Genomic DNA, 17,435 nt, shown 5'->3' with positions numbered 1-17,435 from the left:
CTGAGCACAGAAACGAAAAAAGCGCCAATAGGCGCTTTTCTCTGAATTGGTGGGTCGTGCAGGATTCGAACCTGCGACCAATTGATTAAAAGTCAACTGCTCTACCAACTGAGCTAACGACCCGAAGTGGTGGGTGATGACGGGCTCGAACCGCCGACCCCCTCCTTGTAAGGGAGATGCTCTACCAACTGAGCTAATCACCCACTTCGGTACTGCTTAACAAGAGCGTCATCTGACTAAGATATGGTGGGTGATGACGGGCTCGAACCGCCGACCCCCTCCTTGTAAGGGAGATGCTCTACCAACTGAGCTAATCACCCATATCTTATCTCTTGTTCACTGCGGGCCAACTCTACAATCTTCATTAAGAGTGGTGGGTGATGACGGGCTCGAACCGCCGACCCCCTCCTTGTAAGGGAGATGCTCTACCAACTGAGCTAATCACCCCCGCTGTGTGGAGTCGCATTATAGGGATCCTTCAAAGTGAGTCAACGGTTTTTAAAACTTAAATGTGCGTTCGCTTTAAAAATAATCATCGTGAAGCGCTTTTAGCCAATGTGCTGGTTTTATTAGCAGAAAAGCGCACAGCAAACCGGGATGCCGCCGCGACAATCATTGAGGAATCAGCCTCACCTGCTAGAATGTGCGCACTGTTTTTTCGCGTTAACCCGTTTTTTTGTCATCCAGACAATGAAACCTGCGCATTTAAGGCAATGCTGAATGAAAATCAAAACTCGCTTCGCACCCAGCCCAACCGGCTATCTGCACGTAGGCGGTGCTCGTACTGCTCTTTACTCCTGGCTTTATGCTCGTCATAACAAGGGCGAATTTGTTCTGCGTATCGAAGATACCGATCTGGAGCGTTCCACACCGGAAGCCATCGAAGCCATTATGGATGGTATGAACTGGCTGAGCCTTAACTGGGATGAAGGTCCGTATTATCAGACTAAGCGTTTTGATCGCTACAACGCGGTGATTGACGACATGCTGGTCGCGGGCACGGCCTATAAATGCTATTGCAGTAAAGAACGGCTTGATGCACTGCGTGAAGAGCAGATGGAGAAAGGCGAAAAGCCGCGTTACGACGGCCGCTGCCGTGACAGCCATGAGCATCACGCCGCTGATGAGCCTTGCGTGGTGCGTTTCCGCAATCCGCAGGACGGCTCTGTCATCTTTGATGATCAGATTCGTGGTCCGATTGAATTCAGTAACCAGGAACTGGATGACCTGATCATTCGTCGTACCGATGGTTCGCCAACCTACAACTTCTGCGTTGTAGTAGATGACTGGGATATGGGCATTACCCACGTGATTCGTGGTGAAGACCATATCAATAACACACCACGCCAGATCAACATCCTTAAAGCGATCGGTGCGGAAGTACCAACCTACGCACACGTATCCATGATCCTGGGTGATGACAGTAAGAAGTTATCTAAGCGTCATGGCGCTGTGGGTGTCATGCAGTATCGCGATGACGGTTACCTGCCGGAAGCGCTGCTCAACTATTTGGTGCGCCTCGGCTGGTCACACGGCGATCAGGAAATCTTCAGCGTGGCGGAAATGGCAGAGCTGTTTACGCTTGATGCAGTGAGCAAATCAGCCAGTGCTTTCAATACTGAAAAACTGCAGTGGCTGAATCATCACTACATTAATACGCTGCCGCCGGAATACGTAGCGACGCAGTTGCAATGGCACATTGAGCAGCAGAAGATTGATACCCGCACCGGCCCGGAATTGGCTAAGCTGGTCACGTTGCTGGGCGAGCGCTGCAAAACCTTGGTAGAGATTGCGGCATCTTGCCGTTACTTCTATGAAGAGTTTGCAGCCTTTGATGCGGATGCGGCGAAGAAGCATCTGCGTCCGGTAGCGCGTCAGCCGCTGGAGCTGGTGCGCGATAAGCTGACTGCGATTAGCGACAGTGAGTGGAATGCAGAAAATGTGCATCATGCCATTCAGTCTGCCGCAGATGAGCTGGAGCTGGGCATGGGCAAAGTCGGGATGCCGCTGCGTGTGGCCGTGACCGGTTCAGGTCAGTCTCCCGCATTGGACGTGACGGTGGAAGCGATTGGCCGCAGCCGTAGCGTAGCGCGTATTGAGAAAGCGCTGGCATTCATCGCTGAACGTGAAGCAAACGCATAATATTAAAAAGCCGGAAGCATCTGCTTCCGGCTCTCTTATTCTTCCTGAATTCCCAGTCTCTCCAGTACGCCTCGAATTCCCTCCCGCAATAATAACGCCGCCAATTGCTCTTGCTCCGCCGTTGTCATTTGCTGGACAGAATTTATTAATAACGCAGGTAACGTATTTTGCTGTGCACCGTAATTAGCTGTCGGTTCGTTCGCATGTCGAGTGGATTGAACAAAGCTCTTAACGCGCTCATCAATATGTATCAATCGTGCTTTACCGCCCTGAACACCGGGCTTCGGCGTGGTTGTCCAGTTTTCCCGCTTGATCCATTTATTCACCGTTTGCCGACTGTAGCCCGTCTCCAGCGCGAGCTCCTCCGGGGTAAGCCATTCCTTTTTCACGATGCTGTCCCTGTTAAATACATTAGTTCTACATATTACAACAAAACGTAACGGGGAAAAGTAACCTGGGTAGAAAATGCCATCTGCTTTCCAGCAAATGGCATAATTTAGTTATTTAGCTTCGCTTATTTCGGATTGTTCTGAACCAAAAGCAATAAAATAAGTGAGACCAACAAAAATTGCACCGCCAACACCATTACCGAGGAATACCGCAATCACGTTTGGCGCAAATTCCGCCCAGCTCATCTGGCCGGCAAAAATTGCTGCAGGGACAATAAACATGTTGGCGACAACGTGCTGGAAGCCAATCGCGACAAACGCCATCACCGGGAACCACATACCGAAGATTTTACCCACCACATCTTTACTGGCGAAGGCCAGCCACACCGCCAGGCACACCAGCCAGTTGCAACCCACACCGGAAATAAAGGAGTGCAGGAAGTCGGCATTGACTTTAGCGTGCGCAATCGCCACTGTTTTCTTTAAGAAATCGCCTTCGGTCATGCCTAGCATATGACCAAAAAACCATGCTACCGCAACGCTGCCCATAAAATTGGCGACGGTAACCCAAAACCAGTTACGCAGCACGCTAAAGCCACTGATGCGGCGTGCAAACCAGGCAATTGGCATTGTCATCATATTGCCGGTCAGCAGTTCACCGCCCGCTAACACCGTCAAAATTAAACCAACCGGGAAGACGGCAGCACCCAGTAGCACGCCGAATGAACCCCATTCAGCAGGTAGTTGGTTAATAACATGCAGATCGAGCAGGAAGCCTGTGGCGATAAATGCACCCGCCATAAAGCCGAGGATTAACAGGGTGGAGATAGGAAGGCGGCTTTTAGCCACGCCAGCTTGAATCGCCAGTTGAGCGATCTCTTTAGGTGTATGCAGCGACATAGTTCACTTTTCTTTTATTGATTAATGGGGACGTTGCTGGCCGGTCATTGAGAGAACACCCTGGTAGGATGACCGGTTAATTAGCGCGCTAAGTTTTACACGCACCATTAACGAAAACAAGGCTGTTAATAACATCTTTAACCTTGAGTTAACGCTCGGTTGAGGTGGAGTTAGAGCAGTCAACGCGGGATGGCGCATATCAAGAGTCGTCATTCGCAATGTGGTGTGGATAAAAAAGCCATACTGATGCGGGGTTGACGCCTTTTTCAGCGATCAAACACAGAACGATAATTTGACGTTGACACTCAAGAGGCGGTTTCATATTATCCCGTCCGTCGAGTTTACTCGGCAGTTTTTCGGTTCGGGGGTATAGCTCAGCTGGGAGAGCGCTTGCATGGCATGCAAGAGGTCAGCGGTTCGATCCCGCTTATCTCCACCAAACAAACCCTTCCCAAGGTTTGACCGAAAAATGATTTCCAGATGTGGGGGTATAGCTCAGCTGGGAGAGCGCTTGCATGGCATGCAAGAGGTCAGCGGTTCGATCCCGCTTATCTCCACCAAATCTCTGTTCGTTCTGAACGCATTTTAAAATCACCACAAAGAACCTGTAGCGGTGCAATTCATTGCGCAGTTTTGCTATTTCAAATTCCAAATGTGCAATAAATTGCGCCGCTACCAATAATGTAAACAGCGCATTTTTATTTATCAGACGGTTGCTAGCTGCGGCTGTAACTGCAGCACTCGAAAACTGTGCGTGCCATCGCGATCCAGCTGCGCCACCAAACCGTACTCCCAGTCCAGATAAGCTTGCATCACGCCGGGTTCGATATCGGTGCCTTCATACGGGCGGCGATAACGATCGATGGCCGGTGACAGCAGTTGCTGCTCTCCTTGCTCCGTAGGTAAACCCGCGCCGCGCCATGCCGCGTTCCCCCCTTCCAGCACAAACACCGGCTTGCCCGTCAGCTCAGCCACGTGTTCCACCGCATAACCGGCCAGCAGGCTGCTGCCGCAGGTTAATACATAGCGCCGTGCCTCCGGCAACAGCGCTTTGCCTTGCTGCAGAAGGGTAGATCGCAGCAACCAGGCCGCGCCCGGAATATGGCTGTTGAGGTGATTCGCGTGGGTGGTGAAATCCAGCACCTGCGTATGGCCATCCTGCAGCCATTCCGCCAGCTGTTGCGGCGATACAAACGCCGGGGCTGTAATCAGCGGCACTTTCGCCTTCCAGTTTCCCGTTGAACTGAAATCGCTGGCCTGCAACTCTTCCAGCACTGAAACCTGCCAGCCAAGCTGTGCCAGCCAGGAGGCGGTCATATTGGCGCGCACGCCATCATCATCAATCAGCACGATGCGCGCACCACGCACGCTGGCGTAATGATCGGTTTCCTGCACCAACTGACCTCCGGGGACGTGACGACTGCCCGGCAGATGTCCGGCGGCGTACTCTTCTGCATCACGCACATCAAACAGATAAGTGGTGCGCGACTCCTGCTGCCAGCGTTTAAGCGTGGCGAGTGGGATGCGTTCTACGCCTGCACGATCGGCGATGTTGCGCGCATGATTTGCCGCCTGACGCTGAGCCGTTTCGCTGGTCTCGCCGTAACGGCGCGACTGGCCTTTATCCAGTGCATATCCGGCTAGCGTCCAGCCGATGGTGCCATTACGCAGCGCGAATACCGGATTGCGAATTCCAGCATTCACCAGTGATTGGGTGCCAATGATGCTGCGCGTGCGTCCGGCACAGTTCACAATCACCGTGGTCTCCGGTGAGGGGGCGATATCACGCACGCGCAGCACCAGTTCACCGCCCGGTACGCTGGTCGCGCCTGGAATGCTCATGGTTTGATACTCGTCGAAACGGCGTGCATCAAGCACTACCACGTTAGCATCGCTATGAATCAGCTGATGGACTTCGTCCGCTGACAACGACGGTGTGTGAGTGTGATGCTCAACCAACTCGCCAAACGCTTTGCTGGGTGAGTTGACGTCAATAAACAGTTCGCCGCCCGCCGCTTGCCAGCCCGCTAAATCATCTGCCAGCAGCGCGACATTGGTGTAACCCAGGGCGGCAATACGCTCGGCAGCGGTTTGTACCAGACCTTCACCGTTGTCATACAGCGTAATGGCGGTGGTGCGCTGCGGAATGCGATCCAACAGCTCAAGTTCCAGTTTCGATAGCGGAATATTCACCGCAAACAGCGGATGTGCAGTAGCAAACAGCGCTTCATCGCGCACATCTACAATTGCCACTTCCTGCCGCTGACGCAGGGCATGAATAATGTCCGCCGCCTGGCGTAAAGGGAAAACCGGTTTAGTCATGTGAAAGGTCCCAAATGTTCGGTAAGTAACGGTTGCTGTAACCCGAAATAAACACGTTTTCGCTGCCATCTTCGCGGTAGACCGCGCGTTTTACCGCGCCAATGTTGGCGCCATAAACGTGAATGCTGATGGAGACGCGGTCGTCATAGGCATTGCTAACGCGATGAATGTCGCCCACCGTCGGCGAAACCGCTTCGACGCTGCCAGGATCGAGCCGTACAGGTGCGCCTTCAGGCTGCAGTCCATTTGGGCCCGCCTGCCACGATTGCGAAATTTCCGCACCGCGCAGCATGCCGATCAATCCCCATACGCGATGGTCATGGATCGGCGTATGTTGGCCAGGTCCCCACACAAAGCTCACCACGGAGAAACGCTGCTGTGCATCGGCGTGCAGCAGATATTGTTGATAATGTTCCGGATGGGGCTGGGTGAAGGCGTCGTCCAGCCAGTCGTCGTGACGAATTAACTCGCCAAGCCATTCGCTGCCTTGCCGTAGAACCGTGGCTTCCTGCGGCTGCGTATCCAGCAGGTTGGCAAGATTGGCGACAAAATCGCGCAGGCGATGGTGCTGGTAATGGCTCATGAGATTCAGGCGCTCCTTTTATCGGCGGCTGAGATCGCATCCACTTTCTCGCGCGTCAATGGAATCAGCTCGCGGCCATATTCCACCGCATCATTAAGTGGGTCGAAGCCGCGAATCAGCACGCTGTGAATGCCCAGGCGATAATATTCCAGCAGTGCATCGGACACTTGCTCCGGTGTTCCCACCAGCGCGGTAGAGTTGTAGCCGCCCTGAACCAGTTTTGCTACGCCGGTCCACAACACTTTATCCAGACGATCGCCTTCATTGGCGGCGGCAAGTAAACGCTGTGCACCGACGCTTTGCGGCTTAGCCTTACCAAAAGCAAAGCCGCTTTCGTTAAGCTGTTTCTCGGCTGTGGCGCGAATGTGTTCTGCGCGTTCCCATGCTTCTTTTTCCGTTTTGCCCAGAATCGGCCGGAACGAGATGTTGAAGTTGATTTCGCGACCCTGCTGAGCGGCGGCAGCACGCACATTGCGTACCGTCTCTTCCGCGCCTTTCAGCGGCTCGCCCCATAAAGCAAACACATCGGCATGACGGGCCGCGACATCAATCGCTTCCTGCGACGATCCACCAAAGTAGATCGGCAGTTTTTTCTGTAACGGTTTGATGGCTGAGAATGCCTGTTCGGCCTGATAAAACCGGCCTTGATGATCGTACGGTTGTGAAGATTCCAAGCTCTGCTTCAAAACGGTGAGGAACTCATCGCTACGTGCATAGCGCTCGGCTTTATTGAGGAAATCACCGTCGCGGCGCTGCTCGACATCGCTGCCGCCGCTGATGATATGCACCGCTAAACGGCCGTCGGTTAAGTGATCAAGCGAAGCCAGTTTGCGCGCCGCCAGGGTCGGTGAGACAAAGCCTGGGCGATGTGCCAGCAAGAACTTCAGCGTTGAGGTGTGCGCCGCAGCGTGGGCCGTAACCAGAAAGCCATCCGGTTGATCCGACCAATAGCCCACCAGAATGCGATCAAAACCGGCTTCTTCGTGCGCGCGTGCGAACCGGGCAATGTAATCTTTATCGAACAGCGGGCCGCTGGCCGGAATGATTTCTGAGGCGAGGCGGTGGCCGATCATGCCAAGGAATTGAATGCTCATGCGGTTCTCCTGAAGTGATGTCATGGAGAAAAACTACGGGCGCAGGTGGTGTGAACGGAAATTCAATATTGTGCATAGGTTTTGCGTTTAACGGTGAAGCGGGTGATAGCGGGGGAGAAGCAGAATCGATGCGGGATAGAACCGATGGGAATAATTAAGAAGAGAAGGGCGAGCCGCAGCTCGCCCTCTTTATCAGAAGGCCAACACCAGACCAGCGATAGCGGCTGACAGCACGCTCACCAGCGTTGAACCGTACAGCAATTTCAGGCCGAAGCGCGAAACCACGTTACCTTGCTCTTCATGCAGACCTTTAATCGCACCCGCCACAATCCCGATAGAGGAGAAGTTAGCAAAGGAGACGAGGAACACAGAGAGAATACCTTCTGAGTGTGGCGACAGCTGACCGGCGATTTTCTGCAGATCCATCATCGCCACGAATTCGTTGGAAACCAGTTTGGTTGCCATAATGCTGCCCACTTGCAGCGCTTCGTGCGCCGGCACGCCCATCACCCAGGCAAATGGATAGAACACATAACCCAGCACGCCCTGGAAGCTGATGCCGAAAATCAGATCGAACAGTGCGTTCAGACCTGAAATCAGCGCGATGAAACCAATCAGCATCGCGGCAACGATAATGGCAACTTTGAAACCGGCGAGAATGTATTCGCCCAGCATTTCGAAGAAGCTTTGGCCTTTATGCAGATCCTGCAGTTGCAGATCTTCTTCGCTATCGACGCGATAGGGGTTGATCAGCGACAGCACAATAAAGGTGCTGAACATATTCAGTACCAGCGCGGCAACCACATATTTTGGCTGCAGCATGGTCATGTAGGCGCCGACAATCGACATAGAAACAGTCGACATAGCGGTCGCAGCCATGGTGTACATGCGGCGCTGTGACATCTTGCCGAGGATATCCTTATAGGCGATAAAGTTTTCTGACTGTCCCAAAATCAGAGAACTCACGGCGTTAAAGGATTCCAGTTTGCCCATACCGTTCACTTTTGACAGCACGGTACCAATGCCGCGAATCACCCATGGCAAGATGCGGAAGTGCTGCAAAATACCGATCAGTGCGGAGATGAAGACAATCGGGCAAAGAACATTGAGGAAGAAGAAGGCGAGGCCTTTTTCACTCATATTGCCGAACACGAAGTTGGTCCCTTCGGCAGCATATTTGAGCAGATGATCAAACAAACCGGCAAAGCCCTGTACGAAGCCGAGGCCAGCGGTTGAGTTCAGGAAGAACCAGGCCAGCAGAACTTCGATCACCAGAAGTTGAACGATATAGCGAAGACGGATGCTTTTACGATCGTTGCTAACCAGCAAGGCCAGCACCGCTACCACCACTAGTGCTAAAAGAAAATGCAAAACATGGGACATGTCGGCTCCAAATTTGAGGAGGGTTGTATTTTGTTGCGTATTCTATGTAACGCGTTACTTAAAAACGAGATCAAAACCACATTATAAGTATTCGCTATCGTGATTTTTCTCAGATAACTCTGACCGATCACAACCTTATTACAAAGCATTCACAAGAAAAAACCACAAAAACATTGTCTATAAAATGACCCAAGAGTAGAGTCATTTGCGTTGCACTTATTTTTGGCAGGAACTGGCTTTACCGGAATGTATAGCAATGGCTATACTTCATAGCACCATCTATTAATACGATAACTATAACCAAATTTCATCTGCCTTGAATGCCCCTTAAGCTGAGCGGGTCAACAAGCGTTAAGACAGGGTAAAACTATGCTAGAAAGTCGCACCGCCGAGCGCGCCGCTCGCGGAGCCAGAAAGATCAAACTCGCGCTGCTCGGGCCCGCCTTTATTGCGGCGATTGGCTATATCGATCCCGGCAACTTCGCGACCAACATTCAGGCCGGCGCCGCCTACGGCTACAAGCTGTTGTGGGTAGTGGTGTGGGCCAACATCATGGCGATGCTGATTCAGCTGATGTCCGCCAAGCTGGGTATTGCGACCGGCAAAAATCTTGCGGAACACATCCGCGATCGCTTCCCGCGGCCGGCGGTGTGGTTCTATTGGGTGCAGGCGGAAATCATCGCCATGGCCACCGATCTCGCTGAATTTATTGGCGCAGCGCTTGGCTTTAAACTGCTGCTCGGCATCTCGCTGTTGCAGGGCGCGGTGCTAACCGGCATCGCGACCTACCTGATTTTGATGCTGCAAAGTCGCGGACAGAAGCCGCTGGAGCTGGTGATTGGCGGACTGCTGCTGTTCGTGGCGGCGGCTTATATTGTTGAGCTGTTTTTCTCCCAGCCGAAAGTGAGTGAGCTGGTGGTCGGCATGGCGCTGCCATCGCTGCCGACGTCGGATGCGGTATTCCTTGCCGCTGGCGTGTTAGGCGCCACTATCATGCCGCACGTCATTTATCTGCACTCCGCACTGACACAGCACGGTAATAAAGGTAGCAAGGCGCAACGTTACTCTTCAACCAAGCTGGATGTGGCGATCGCCATGACCATCGCCGGGTTTGTTAATCTGGCGATGATGGCCACGGCAGCTGCGGCGTTTCACTTCAGCGGCCATTCCAAAATTGTCGATCTCGATCAGGCGTATTTAACGCTGCAACCGCTGCTGGGCCAGGCCGCTGCGATTGTGTTTGGTTTGAGTTTGGTGGCTGCCGGTCTCTCTTCTACTGTGGTCGGTACGCTGGCGGGACAAGTGGTGATGCAGGGCTTTATCCGCTTCCATATTCCGCTGTGGTTCCGTCGCACCATCACCATGTTGCCGTCCTTTATTGTGATCTGGGCCGGCTGGGATCCGACGCGGATTCTGGTGATGAGTCAGGTGTTGCTGAGTTTTGGTATCGCACTGGCGCTGATTCCGCTGTTGTCATTTACCGGCAACCGGGAATTGATGGGGGATGAGATGGTGAACTCGCGCCTGATGCAAAACGCGGGTCGGCTGATTGTGGTGCTGGTGATCGGCCTTAATCTCTACTTGCTGGTGGGTGAAGCGCTGGGCTGGTAACGCCGTTATCAAACAAAAAGCCCGCCAGTGAGCGGGCTTTTTTGTTTAGTGATGATGGTGATCGCGATGACCACGACGATCATCATGACGATGGTCGTGCCGATGATGTTCACGACGTTCGCGTTCATGCCAGCGACGTTCACGCTCACGTTCATAGGCACGATGACGTTTCCACTCTTCATGGCGCCACCAACGGTTGTCGTTGTACTGATAACGATCGTTCCACCAGCGTGGCTCGCGCCAGCGTCCGCCGTCCCAGTAATTACCGCGACGATCGCGATCGCCGAGATGCAGCGTAACGCCCGGACCCAAATTGATGGTGGCACTGTCGGCTTGTGCTGTGCTGATAGCCAACGGGGATAAAGTCGCCAGCAAGGCGGCGAACAAAATTGCACGTTTCATAACTTCTCCTTTTCAGTAGCTTATAGCTGCCACCGTGGCGCTAGTGTGCCACATCGGACCAGGTAAGCCTTGAGAATCAGTCTTAAAACGCTGAGGGAAATCTGAATTGAGAATTTTCTGCTGCGGAAAACGCCCGACAAATGCCGGGCGGGTAAACGCTTACACCAAGATAGCGTGGATAGCGTCGATCTCGTCCTGGCTCAGCACCGGCTGGCTCAACATCTCAACCGCATCATCAATCTGCGCAGTTTTACTGGCACCAATCAGCACCGAGGTGACACGCGCATCGCGCAGCACCCAGCTCAGCGCCATCTGCGCCAGCTTCTGGCCGCGCTGTTGAGCGATCGCCTGCAACTGACGTACTTTTTTCATCTTCTCTTGCGTCAACTGGGCTTCATTCAGGAACTTACTGCCGCTGGCGATGCGGGAATCCTCTGGAATGCCCTGCAAGTAACGATCGGTTAACACGCCACCCGCCAGCGGCGAGAAGGCGATGCAACCGACGCCGTTGTCGCCCAGCACATCCAGTAAACCCTGCTCTGGCGTACGTTCAAACATCGAATAACGCGGCTGATGGATCAGGCATGGCGTGCCGAGGTCGCGCAGAATCGCAATCGCTTCGGCGGCTTTATCTGCCGGATAGTTTGAGATGGCGGCATACAGCGCCTTACCCTGACGCACCACCTGATCCAGCGCGCGCATGGTCTCTTCCAGCGGCGTTTCGGGATCGGGACGATGATGATAGAAGATATCGACGTATTCCAGGCCCATCCGCTTTAGACTTTGATCGAGACTGGAAATCAGGTACTTACGTGAACCCCAATCGCCGTACGGGCCGTCCCACATGGTGTAGCCGGCTTTAGTCGAAATCACTAACTCATCGCGCAATCCATGGAAATCTTCACGCAGAATGCGACCAAAATTAGATTCTGCCGATCCCGGTGGCGGACCGTAATTATTCGCGAGATCGAAGTGAGTAATGCCGCGATCAAAGGCGTGGCGCAGCAGTTCACGGCTGTTATCGACGCGTGTACTGTCGCCAAAGTTATGCCACAAACCCAGCGAAATCGCCGGTAACTTTAGACCGCTACGGCCACTGCGACGATATTGCATCTGTTGATAACGTTCGGGATGGGGAAAAGCAGTCATGCAGCGTTCCTGTCTCAAGAGGGGAGAAAGTGACATCAGCTTAGCAGTGTATGCGTTTACACTAAGGCGAAACGGGCCGAAGATCGCAACTTACAGAATTATCTGTCGTCGTAACGTATGCTTGCCACGATTCACCACGCCACAATGGTGAAAATCTCGCCAATTCAGCCACATCGCTAATACTCCTGATCATCCCCTTAACAAGGAGCTACCGATGAAAACCCTTAACGTTGGCGATTATTTACTGCACCGATTAAATCAAGCCGGCATTCGTCATTTGTTTGGCGTGCCGGGTGATTACAACCTGCAATTCCTCGACAGCGTGATTGCGCATCCCGACATTGCATGGGTGGGGTGCGCCAATGAATTGAATGCGGCCTATGCAGCAGATGGTTATGGCCGCTGCAACGGCGCGGCGGCACTGCTGACCACGTTTGGCGTCGGCGAGCTCAGTGCTATCAACGGCATCGCTGGCAGTTATGCCGAATATGTGCCGGTGATTCACATTGTCGGCGCGCCCGCCAGTCAGGCGCAGCAGCAGGGTGATTGCGTACACCATTCGCTAGGCGACGGCGATTTTGGTCACTTTCTGCGTATGGCGCAGGAAGTGAGTGTGGCATCGGCAGTATTGACGGCGGAAAACGCGGTGACCGAGATCGACCGCGTTATCAGCGAGGCGCTGAAACAACATCGCCCAGGCTATTTGCTGCTGGCGGTCGATGTGGCGGCGGCTGAGGTTGTCATGCCTGCCGAAGCTGACTCAGTGCCAGATCACCATCATCAGGTCGCTGCGGCTTTTGCCGATGCGGCTGAACGTCTGCTTGCACCGGCGCAGCGCGTGGCGCTATTGGCGGATTTCCTTGCCTCACGCTGGCAATTGCAGCCACAGCTTGCGGCGCTGCGTCAGCTGCGCGCGATTCCTGCCGCCACCTTATTAATGGGGAAAGGCGTTCTGAACGAGCAGCAGCCGGGTTACGTCGGCACTTACGCGGCGGAGGGCAGTAGCGACGCGGTGCGCCAGGCGATTGAAGATACTGACGTTACCTTGTGCGTTGGCGTGCGATTTACCGATACCTTAACCGCAGGCTTCACACAGCATCTGCCTGCCGAACGCGTCATCGACCTGCAGCCGTTTCAGGCCACGGTGGCGGGCGAGGTGTTTGCTCCGCTGAACCTGCAACAGGCGCTGGAGGTGCTGATGCCGATTTATCAGCGTCACTGCGCACACTGGCGGCTAGCAGAGGAAGCTGAGTGCGAAAAAAGTGAGCAAACTGCTGCGGCGGTAATCAGTCAGCAGGCATTTTGGCAGGCGATGCAGCGCTTCCTGCGGCCGGGTGATATTATCCTTGCCGATCAAGGCACTGCGGCCTTTGGTGCGGCCGCGCTGCGTTTACCGCAGGACGCACAATTGCTGGTGCAACCGTTGTGGGGATCAATTGGCTATACTTTACCCGCCACCTTTGGTGCGCAGACCGCGCAGCCCGATCGTCGGGTCATCCTGATCATTGGCGATGGCTCTGCGCAGCTGACGATTCAGGAGTTGGGTTCAATGCTACGCGACGGCCAGCAGCCGATCATCTTTCTGATTAATAATGATGGCTACACGGTTGAGCGCGCGATTCACGGTGCTGAGCAACGTTACAACGATATTGCGCAGTGGAACTGGACCGCGTTGCCGCAGGCGATGAGCCAGCAGTGCGCGGCGCAGAGCTGGCGCATCAGCGAAACCGTACAACTGGCGGCGGTAATGGAGCAATTAATGCTGAATCGGCGTTTGTCGCTGGTGGAAGTGGTAATGGACAAACAGGACTTGCCGCCGTTGCTGCGTAAGGTCACCGCCGCACTGCATCAGCGTAATCGTGGCTAAATTTCGGAAAGTTGCCGCTGTGCAGTGATGCAGTCGATCGGTAGGCTGTGCAGCATCTTTGAATGGATTACGCCCATCAAGCAGGTGGGCGTTGTTGTTTTATTGGCAGGCTTTTATAGTGTCCTGCAATTGTTTATGGCCCAAGCGGAGCAGCAGAAGAATGACAATATACGCCCTGGTCGGCGATGTGGGCGGTACCAATGCCCGTCTCGCATTGTGTGAGGTAGAAAACGGTGCTATCTCGCAAGCCCAAACCTTCTCAACATCAGACTACGACAATCTCGAAGCGGTGATTCGTCATTATCTCGACGAGCAAAAGCAGGACATCAAACACGCCTGTATCGCCATCGCCTGTCCCATCACTGGTGACTGGGTGGAAATGACCAACCACGATTGGGCCTTTTCGACTAAAGCGATGAAAGAGCATTTGGCTTTTGAAAGCCTTGAAATCATCAATGATTTCACCGCGGTTTCAATGGCCATTCCGATGCTGAGCGAAAATGAAGTGATTCAGTTTGGCGGTAAAACAGCGGTTGAAGGTAAACCTATTGCAATTTATGGTGCCGGCACTGGCCTTGGCGTGAGCCACTTAGTTCATGTCGATAAGCGCTGGATTAGCTTGCCGGGCGAGGGCGGTCACGTTGACTTCGCGCCAAACAGCGAAGAAGAGGGTGAGATTCTCGAGGTGCTGCGTGCTGAGATCGGCCACGTTTCGGCTGAACGCGTGTTATCCGGTGCGGGGTTGGTGAATCTTTATCGTGCCATCGTCAAGTCTGATGAGCGTGAGCCAGAAAACCTGAAGCCAAAGGATGTCTCTGAGCGTGCGCTGAAAGACACGTGTATTGATTGCCGTCGCGCACTGTCACTCTTCTGCGTCATCATGGGCCGTTTCGGTGGCAACCTGGCGCTGAATCTTGGCACCTTTGGCGGCGTTTATATCGCTGGCGGCATCGTGCCACGCTTCCTCGACTTCTTCAAAGCGTCCGGTTTCCGCGCAGCGTTTGAAGATAAAGGCCGCTTCCGCGATTATCTGGTCGATATTCCGGTCTATATGATCACCCACGATCAGCCGGGCTTGCTGGGCGCTGGTGCGCATCTGCGTCAGGTGCTGGGCCGCGAAATTTAAGTCTGTTGGCGAGCGGCGTCCGCCGTTCGCCTTATAACCTCATCAACAGCCGAAAGGCTTTCACCTTGCTGCGACTCACCGGCACCTGCGCATCCAAATCGCGCAATTTCACCAGATAGGTATTGTTGAACCAAGGTTCTATTTCACGAATCTTGCTCAGGTTAACGCAATATGAACGATGGCAGCGGAAGAACAGCTGCTCTGGCAAACGACTGCAAAACTCACTGATCACCATCGACATGACATAGGCTTCACGCCGCGTATAGACAAACGTCAATTTCTCATGCGCTTCAACATAATAGATCTCGTTGATATCGGTGACGATAATGCGCTCATCTTTCACTAAATTGACGGTCAGCGGTGAACCCGCGGAAGCATTATGCGGTTGCGACTGCTGCTGGGCGCTGGCTTCCAGTTTCTGCAGCATCGTCATAATGCGCGATTCATGATACGGCTTAAGAATGTAGTCAAACGCATCCAGCTCAAACGCCTCAACCGCATGCTCTTTCCACGCGGTGATAAACACAATTAACGGCTTATGGGCAAACTGATTGATATTCTGTGCCAGCAGCATGCCATCCAGGGACGGAATGTTAATGTCGAGGAAAATGACATCAACACGATGGTTTTGCAGATATTTCAGCACCTCCAGCCCATCATCAAAGCAGGCCTCAACGCTGATTTGGCTATGTTGCTGGATCATCCAGCTTAACTCTTGCTGGGCGAGAAACTCGTCTTCAACGATGATGGCTTTCACGTAGCGGTTTCCGTGGTGTGGCGCAGCGGCACAGACAGTTGCTGACCATTTTTGCTTAGAGTAAAGGCGATTTCGGTGCCGGGATGATGACGGGTGATAATCAGGCCCTGGCCGGAGAGCAATTTCACCCGATGATGCACATTCAACAGACCAATTTTGTTGCCGGGCATCTCATTACGTGCCACGCGGCTTATCACATCGTCGCTGATGCCGTCGCCGGTATCACGCACCGCCACGCGCACGCGATCGCCTAAATCTTTTACGCTCAGCGTCACCACGCCTTTGCCGCGACAGGGCTGAATACCGTGCACAATGGCATTCTCCACCAGCGGCTGAATGAGCAGGCTGGGCAGCGTGAAGTGCAGATCTTCATCCACGTCGTAAATCATCGAGAGCTTGTCGCCGAAACGCGCCTGCTCAATCGCGATGTAATCTTTCACCTGCCATAACTCTTTCTTGATGTCGATAAGCTCATCATCGTTGAGTTCGAGGTTATAGCGCAGGTAACGCGACAGATTGATCACCAACTGGCGCGCGGTGTCTGGATTAAGGCGAATCGAGGAGGAGATAGCATTGAGGGCGTTAAACAGGAAATGCGGGTTAATTTTGCTTTGCAGCGCGCGCAACTCAGCCTTGTTCGCCATCTCACGTAACTGCTCAGCTCGCGAGACTTCCAGCTGCGTTGAGATAATTTGCGACAGACCAATTGCCATCTCTTTTAACGAACCGGTGATGCGATGTGCGCGACGATAATAGATTTTTAGCGTGCCGGTCACTTCCCCTTTTTCCCAAAGGGGAATAACCAACATGGAGTGAATATCTTTGGTGCGATGCGCCTCATCATTGTTCTTAATGATGATCTTGCCGCTGGCGATTGACTGCGCGGTCGTCGGGCTGATGGCATCATCGCCGTTGTGATAGTTTTGCTCGCCGTAACCGACGTAGGCGAGGATTTGCTTGTTGTTAGTAATGGCGACCGCGTCGGCGTGAATGTCGGTGCGGATGATGTCACACACTTTATGCAGCGACTGGCTATCAACCTGGCGAAACAGCGGCAACGTTTTATTCGCGATTTCCAGCGCCAGCTTGGCCTGACGCGCCGCAATCGCCTCTTTTTCGCCCTCGACGCTTTGCACCAGCAGCACGATCAAACCGATACTTGAGGCGCCCAAAATCATGGGAAGCGCAATCTCGGAAACAATCGCCAACCCAAGCCCCATCGGCTTGGCCCACAGCACAATCAGCAGCATGGTCAGGCTTTCGCACAACATACCGCCGAGAATACCGGCGCGCCAACGTTGCTCTTTGCTCACCCTGCGATTAATCATGCCCGAAGCGATGCCGGCGATGATACTGGTGATTAAACAGGGCACGGCCGTGACGCCATCCATATCAATCAGATAGCGGTGCAAACCGGCAATCACACCGGTGGCGATGCCGACCCACGGACCAAAAAGAATACCGCCGGACATCACTGCAATCACACGCACATTGAGCAGCGAACCGTCGACGTTAATGCCTGACCAGGTACTGAACAGAGCAAATAGCGAGAAAATCGCCGTCACCACCACCTTTTCGCGTACCGAATGCTCATCTTTTTGCAGCAGTTGACGAAAAACCCGCGTGCGAGTGAGGAAGAACAGGCAAATCAGCATCAGCGCCGCGCGGTCAAATACCGCCAGCAGCATGTCGAAGTGGGAAGGCAAGGGC

General features: G+C 53.6%; 14 protein-coding genes and 6 tRNA genes. 6 read left to right on the top strand and 14 right to left on the bottom strand.

Translation table 11 applies throughout. From position 1 onward, the window contains the following. Window positions 1-47: 47 nt before the first annotated feature. The 4 genes from AC6I8K_RS13380 to AC6I8K_RS13365 form a co-directional block, all read right to left on the bottom strand. Window positions 48-123, bottom strand: a tRNA-Lys gene (locus tag AC6I8K_RS13380). A gap of 4 nt (window positions 124-127) precedes the next feature. Continuing rightward, a tRNA-Val gene (locus AC6I8K_RS13375) sits at window positions 128-203 on the bottom strand. Window positions 204-244: 41 nt separating this feature from the next. Then, window positions 245-320: transfer RNA gene (locus tag AC6I8K_RS13370), tRNA-Val, on the bottom strand. 51 nt (window positions 321-371) lie between these two features. Beyond that, window positions 372-447: transfer RNA gene (locus AC6I8K_RS13365), tRNA-Val, on the bottom strand. 273 nt (window positions 448-720) lie between these two features. Here AC6I8K_RS13365 and gltX point away from each other — a divergent pair. Continuing rightward, the gene (gltX, locus tag AC6I8K_RS13360; RefSeq protein WP_497826883.1) at window positions 721-2,142 is read left to right on the top strand and encodes a glutamate--tRNA ligase; all 1,422 of its coding nucleotides are present in this window, start codon (window positions 721-723) and stop codon (window positions 2,140-2,142) included. Window positions 2,143-2,177: 35 nt separating this feature from the next. Here gltX and AC6I8K_RS13355 read toward each other — a convergent pair whose 3' ends face one another. After that, window positions 2,178-2,531, bottom strand: coding sequence for a YfeC-like transcriptional regulator (locus AC6I8K_RS13355; RefSeq protein ID WP_064739469.1), 354 nt, complete (start codon window positions 2,529-2,531; stop codon window positions 2,178-2,180). A gap of 111 nt (window positions 2,532-2,642) precedes the next feature. Then, a complete protein-coding gene (locus AC6I8K_RS13350; RefSeq protein WP_497826882.1) occupies window positions 2,643-3,431 on the bottom strand; it encodes a formate/nitrite transporter family protein in 789 nt (262 codons plus the stop codon). A gap of 363 nt (window positions 3,432-3,794) precedes the next feature. Between AC6I8K_RS13350 and AC6I8K_RS13345 the strand changes: the two genes are divergently transcribed. Beyond that, window positions 3,795-3,870 (top strand) — tRNA-Ala (locus tag AC6I8K_RS13345). Between the two features lie 45 nt (window positions 3,871-3,915). Next, window positions 3,916-3,991, top strand: a tRNA-Ala gene (locus AC6I8K_RS13340). Between the two features lie 145 nt (window positions 3,992-4,136). Here AC6I8K_RS13340 and AC6I8K_RS13335 read toward each other — a convergent pair. The 4 genes from AC6I8K_RS13335 to AC6I8K_RS13320 all read right to left on the bottom strand — a co-directional run bounded on the left by AC6I8K_RS13335 (window position 4,137) and on the right by AC6I8K_RS13320 (window position 8,813). Then, entirely contained in the window at window positions 4,137-5,753 is a 1,617-nt protein-coding gene (locus tag AC6I8K_RS13335; RefSeq protein ID WP_497826881.1) for a rhodanese homology domain-containing protein, read from the bottom strand. After that, entirely contained in the window at window positions 5,746-6,336 is a 591-nt protein-coding gene (locus tag AC6I8K_RS13330; RefSeq protein ID WP_497826880.1) for a cysteine dioxygenase family protein, read from the bottom strand. The genes AC6I8K_RS13335 and AC6I8K_RS13330 overlap by 8 nt, the downstream gene beginning before the upstream one ends. 5 nt (window positions 6,337-6,341) lie before the next feature. Continuing rightward, a complete protein-coding gene (locus AC6I8K_RS13325; protein ID WP_497826879.1) occupies window positions 6,342-7,430 on the bottom strand; it encodes an LLM class flavin-dependent oxidoreductase in 1,089 nt (362 codons plus the stop codon). A 192-nt stretch (window positions 7,431-7,622) separates the two neighbouring features. Continuing rightward, window positions 7,623-8,813: a NupC/NupG family nucleoside CNT transporter gene (locus AC6I8K_RS13320; RefSeq protein ID WP_064739464.1), complete on the bottom strand. Its 1,191-nt coding sequence runs from the start codon at window positions 8,811-8,813 to the stop codon at window positions 7,623-7,625. Between the two features lie 369 nt (window positions 8,814-9,182). Here AC6I8K_RS13320 and AC6I8K_RS13315 point away from each other — a divergent pair, with 369 nt between their 5' ends. After that, window positions 9,183-10,424, top strand: coding sequence for an Nramp family divalent metal transporter (locus AC6I8K_RS13315; protein ID WP_064739463.1), 1,242 nt, complete (start codon window positions 9,183-9,185; stop codon window positions 10,422-10,424). Between the two features lie 45 nt (window positions 10,425-10,469). Here the strand turns inward: AC6I8K_RS13315 and AC6I8K_RS13310 are convergent, their stop codons facing one another. Then, entirely contained in the window at window positions 10,470-10,826 is a 357-nt protein-coding gene (locus AC6I8K_RS13310; protein ID WP_064739462.1) for a DUF2502 domain-containing protein, read from the bottom strand. Between the two features lie 159 nt (window positions 10,827-10,985). Further along, a complete protein-coding gene (gene mgrA, locus AC6I8K_RS13305; RefSeq protein WP_497826878.1) occupies window positions 10,986-11,975 on the bottom strand; it encodes an L-glyceraldehyde 3-phosphate reductase in 990 nt (329 codons plus the stop codon). A gap of 214 nt (window positions 11,976-12,189) precedes the next feature. Between mgrA and AC6I8K_RS13300 the strand changes: the two genes are divergently transcribed. Together AC6I8K_RS13300 and glk are read left to right on the top strand one after the other, a co-directional pair. Beyond that, window positions 12,190-13,842, top strand: a complete 1,653-nt coding sequence (locus AC6I8K_RS13300) for a thiamine pyrophosphate-binding protein (RefSeq protein WP_497826877.1) — start codon at window positions 12,190-12,192, stop codon at window positions 13,840-13,842. A gap of 160 nt (window positions 13,843-14,002) precedes the next feature. Further along, complete coding sequence (glk, locus tag AC6I8K_RS13295; protein ID WP_483817833.1) at window positions 14,003-14,968, top strand: glucokinase; 966 nt, start codon at window positions 14,003-14,005, stop codon at window positions 14,966-14,968. Between the two features lie 31 nt (window positions 14,969-14,999). Here glk and AC6I8K_RS13290 read toward each other — a convergent pair whose 3' ends face one another. Both AC6I8K_RS13290 and AC6I8K_RS13285 read right to left on the bottom strand, forming a co-directional pair. After that, on the bottom strand, window positions 15,000-15,725 hold the full coding sequence (locus AC6I8K_RS13290; RefSeq protein ID WP_497826876.1) for a LytR/AlgR family response regulator transcription factor: 726 nt from the start codon (window positions 15,723-15,725) through the stop codon (window positions 15,000-15,002). Further along, window positions 15,722-17,413 carry a LytS/YhcK type 5TM receptor domain-containing protein gene (locus AC6I8K_RS13285; RefSeq protein ID WP_497827249.1) on the bottom strand — a complete coding sequence of 564 codons (1,692 nt, stop codon included), beginning with the start codon at window positions 17,411-17,413 and terminating at the stop codon, window positions 15,722-15,724. Before AC6I8K_RS13285 ends, AC6I8K_RS13290 begins: the two co-directional genes overlap by 4 nt. Between the last annotated feature and the right edge of the window lie 22 nt (window positions 17,414-17,435).

The sequence above is a fragment of the Pantoea sp. X-Soil-ISGK-421 genome, from assembly GCF_059730785.1.
This window is presented reverse-complemented; position numbering and strand designations above follow the sequence as displayed.

What these genes read in the sequence shown, in the direction of transcription:
- gltX (WP_497826883.1), top strand. Translation starts at nt 721, where the DNA reads ATGAAAATCAAAACTCGCTTCGCACCCAGCCCAACCGGCTATCTGCAC.
- AC6I8K_RS13350 (WP_497826882.1), bottom strand. Translation starts at nt 3,431, where the DNA reads ATGTCGCTGCATACACCTAAAGAGATCGCTCAACTGGCGATTCAAGCT.
- AC6I8K_RS13335 (WP_497826881.1), bottom strand. Translation starts at nt 5,753, where the DNA reads ATGACTAAACCGGTTTTCCCTTTACGCCAGGCGGCGGACATTATTCAT.
- AC6I8K_RS13330 (WP_497826880.1), bottom strand. Translation starts at nt 6,336, where the DNA reads ATGAGCCATTACCAGCACCATCGCCTGCGCGATTTTGTCGCCAATCTT.
- AC6I8K_RS13325 (WP_497826879.1), bottom strand. Translation starts at nt 7,430, where the DNA reads ATGAGCATTCAATTCCTTGGCATGATCGGCCACCGCCTCGCCTCAGAA.
- AC6I8K_RS13320 (WP_064739464.1), bottom strand. Translation starts at nt 8,813, where the DNA reads ATGTCCCATGTTTTGCATTTTCTTTTAGCACTAGTGGTGGTAGCGGTG.
- AC6I8K_RS13315 (WP_064739463.1), top strand. Translation starts at nt 9,183, where the DNA reads ATGCTAGAAAGTCGCACCGCCGAGCGCGCCGCTCGCGGAGCCAGAAAG.
- AC6I8K_RS13310 (WP_064739462.1), bottom strand. Translation starts at nt 10,826, where the DNA reads ATGAAACGTGCAATTTTGTTCGCCGCCTTGCTGGCGACTTTATCCCCG.
- mgrA (WP_497826878.1), bottom strand. Translation starts at nt 11,975, where the DNA reads ATGACTGCTTTTCCCCATCCCGAACGTTATCAACAGATGCAATATCGT.
- AC6I8K_RS13300 (WP_497826877.1), top strand. Translation starts at nt 12,190, where the DNA reads ATGAAAACCCTTAACGTTGGCGATTATTTACTGCACCGATTAAATCAA.
- glk (WP_483817833.1), top strand. Translation starts at nt 14,003, where the DNA reads ATGACAATATACGCCCTGGTCGGCGATGTGGGCGGTACCAATGCCCGT.
- AC6I8K_RS13285 (WP_497827249.1), bottom strand. Translation starts at nt 17,413, where the DNA reads ATGCTGCTGGCGGTATTTGACCGCGCGGCGCTGATGCTGATTTGCCTG.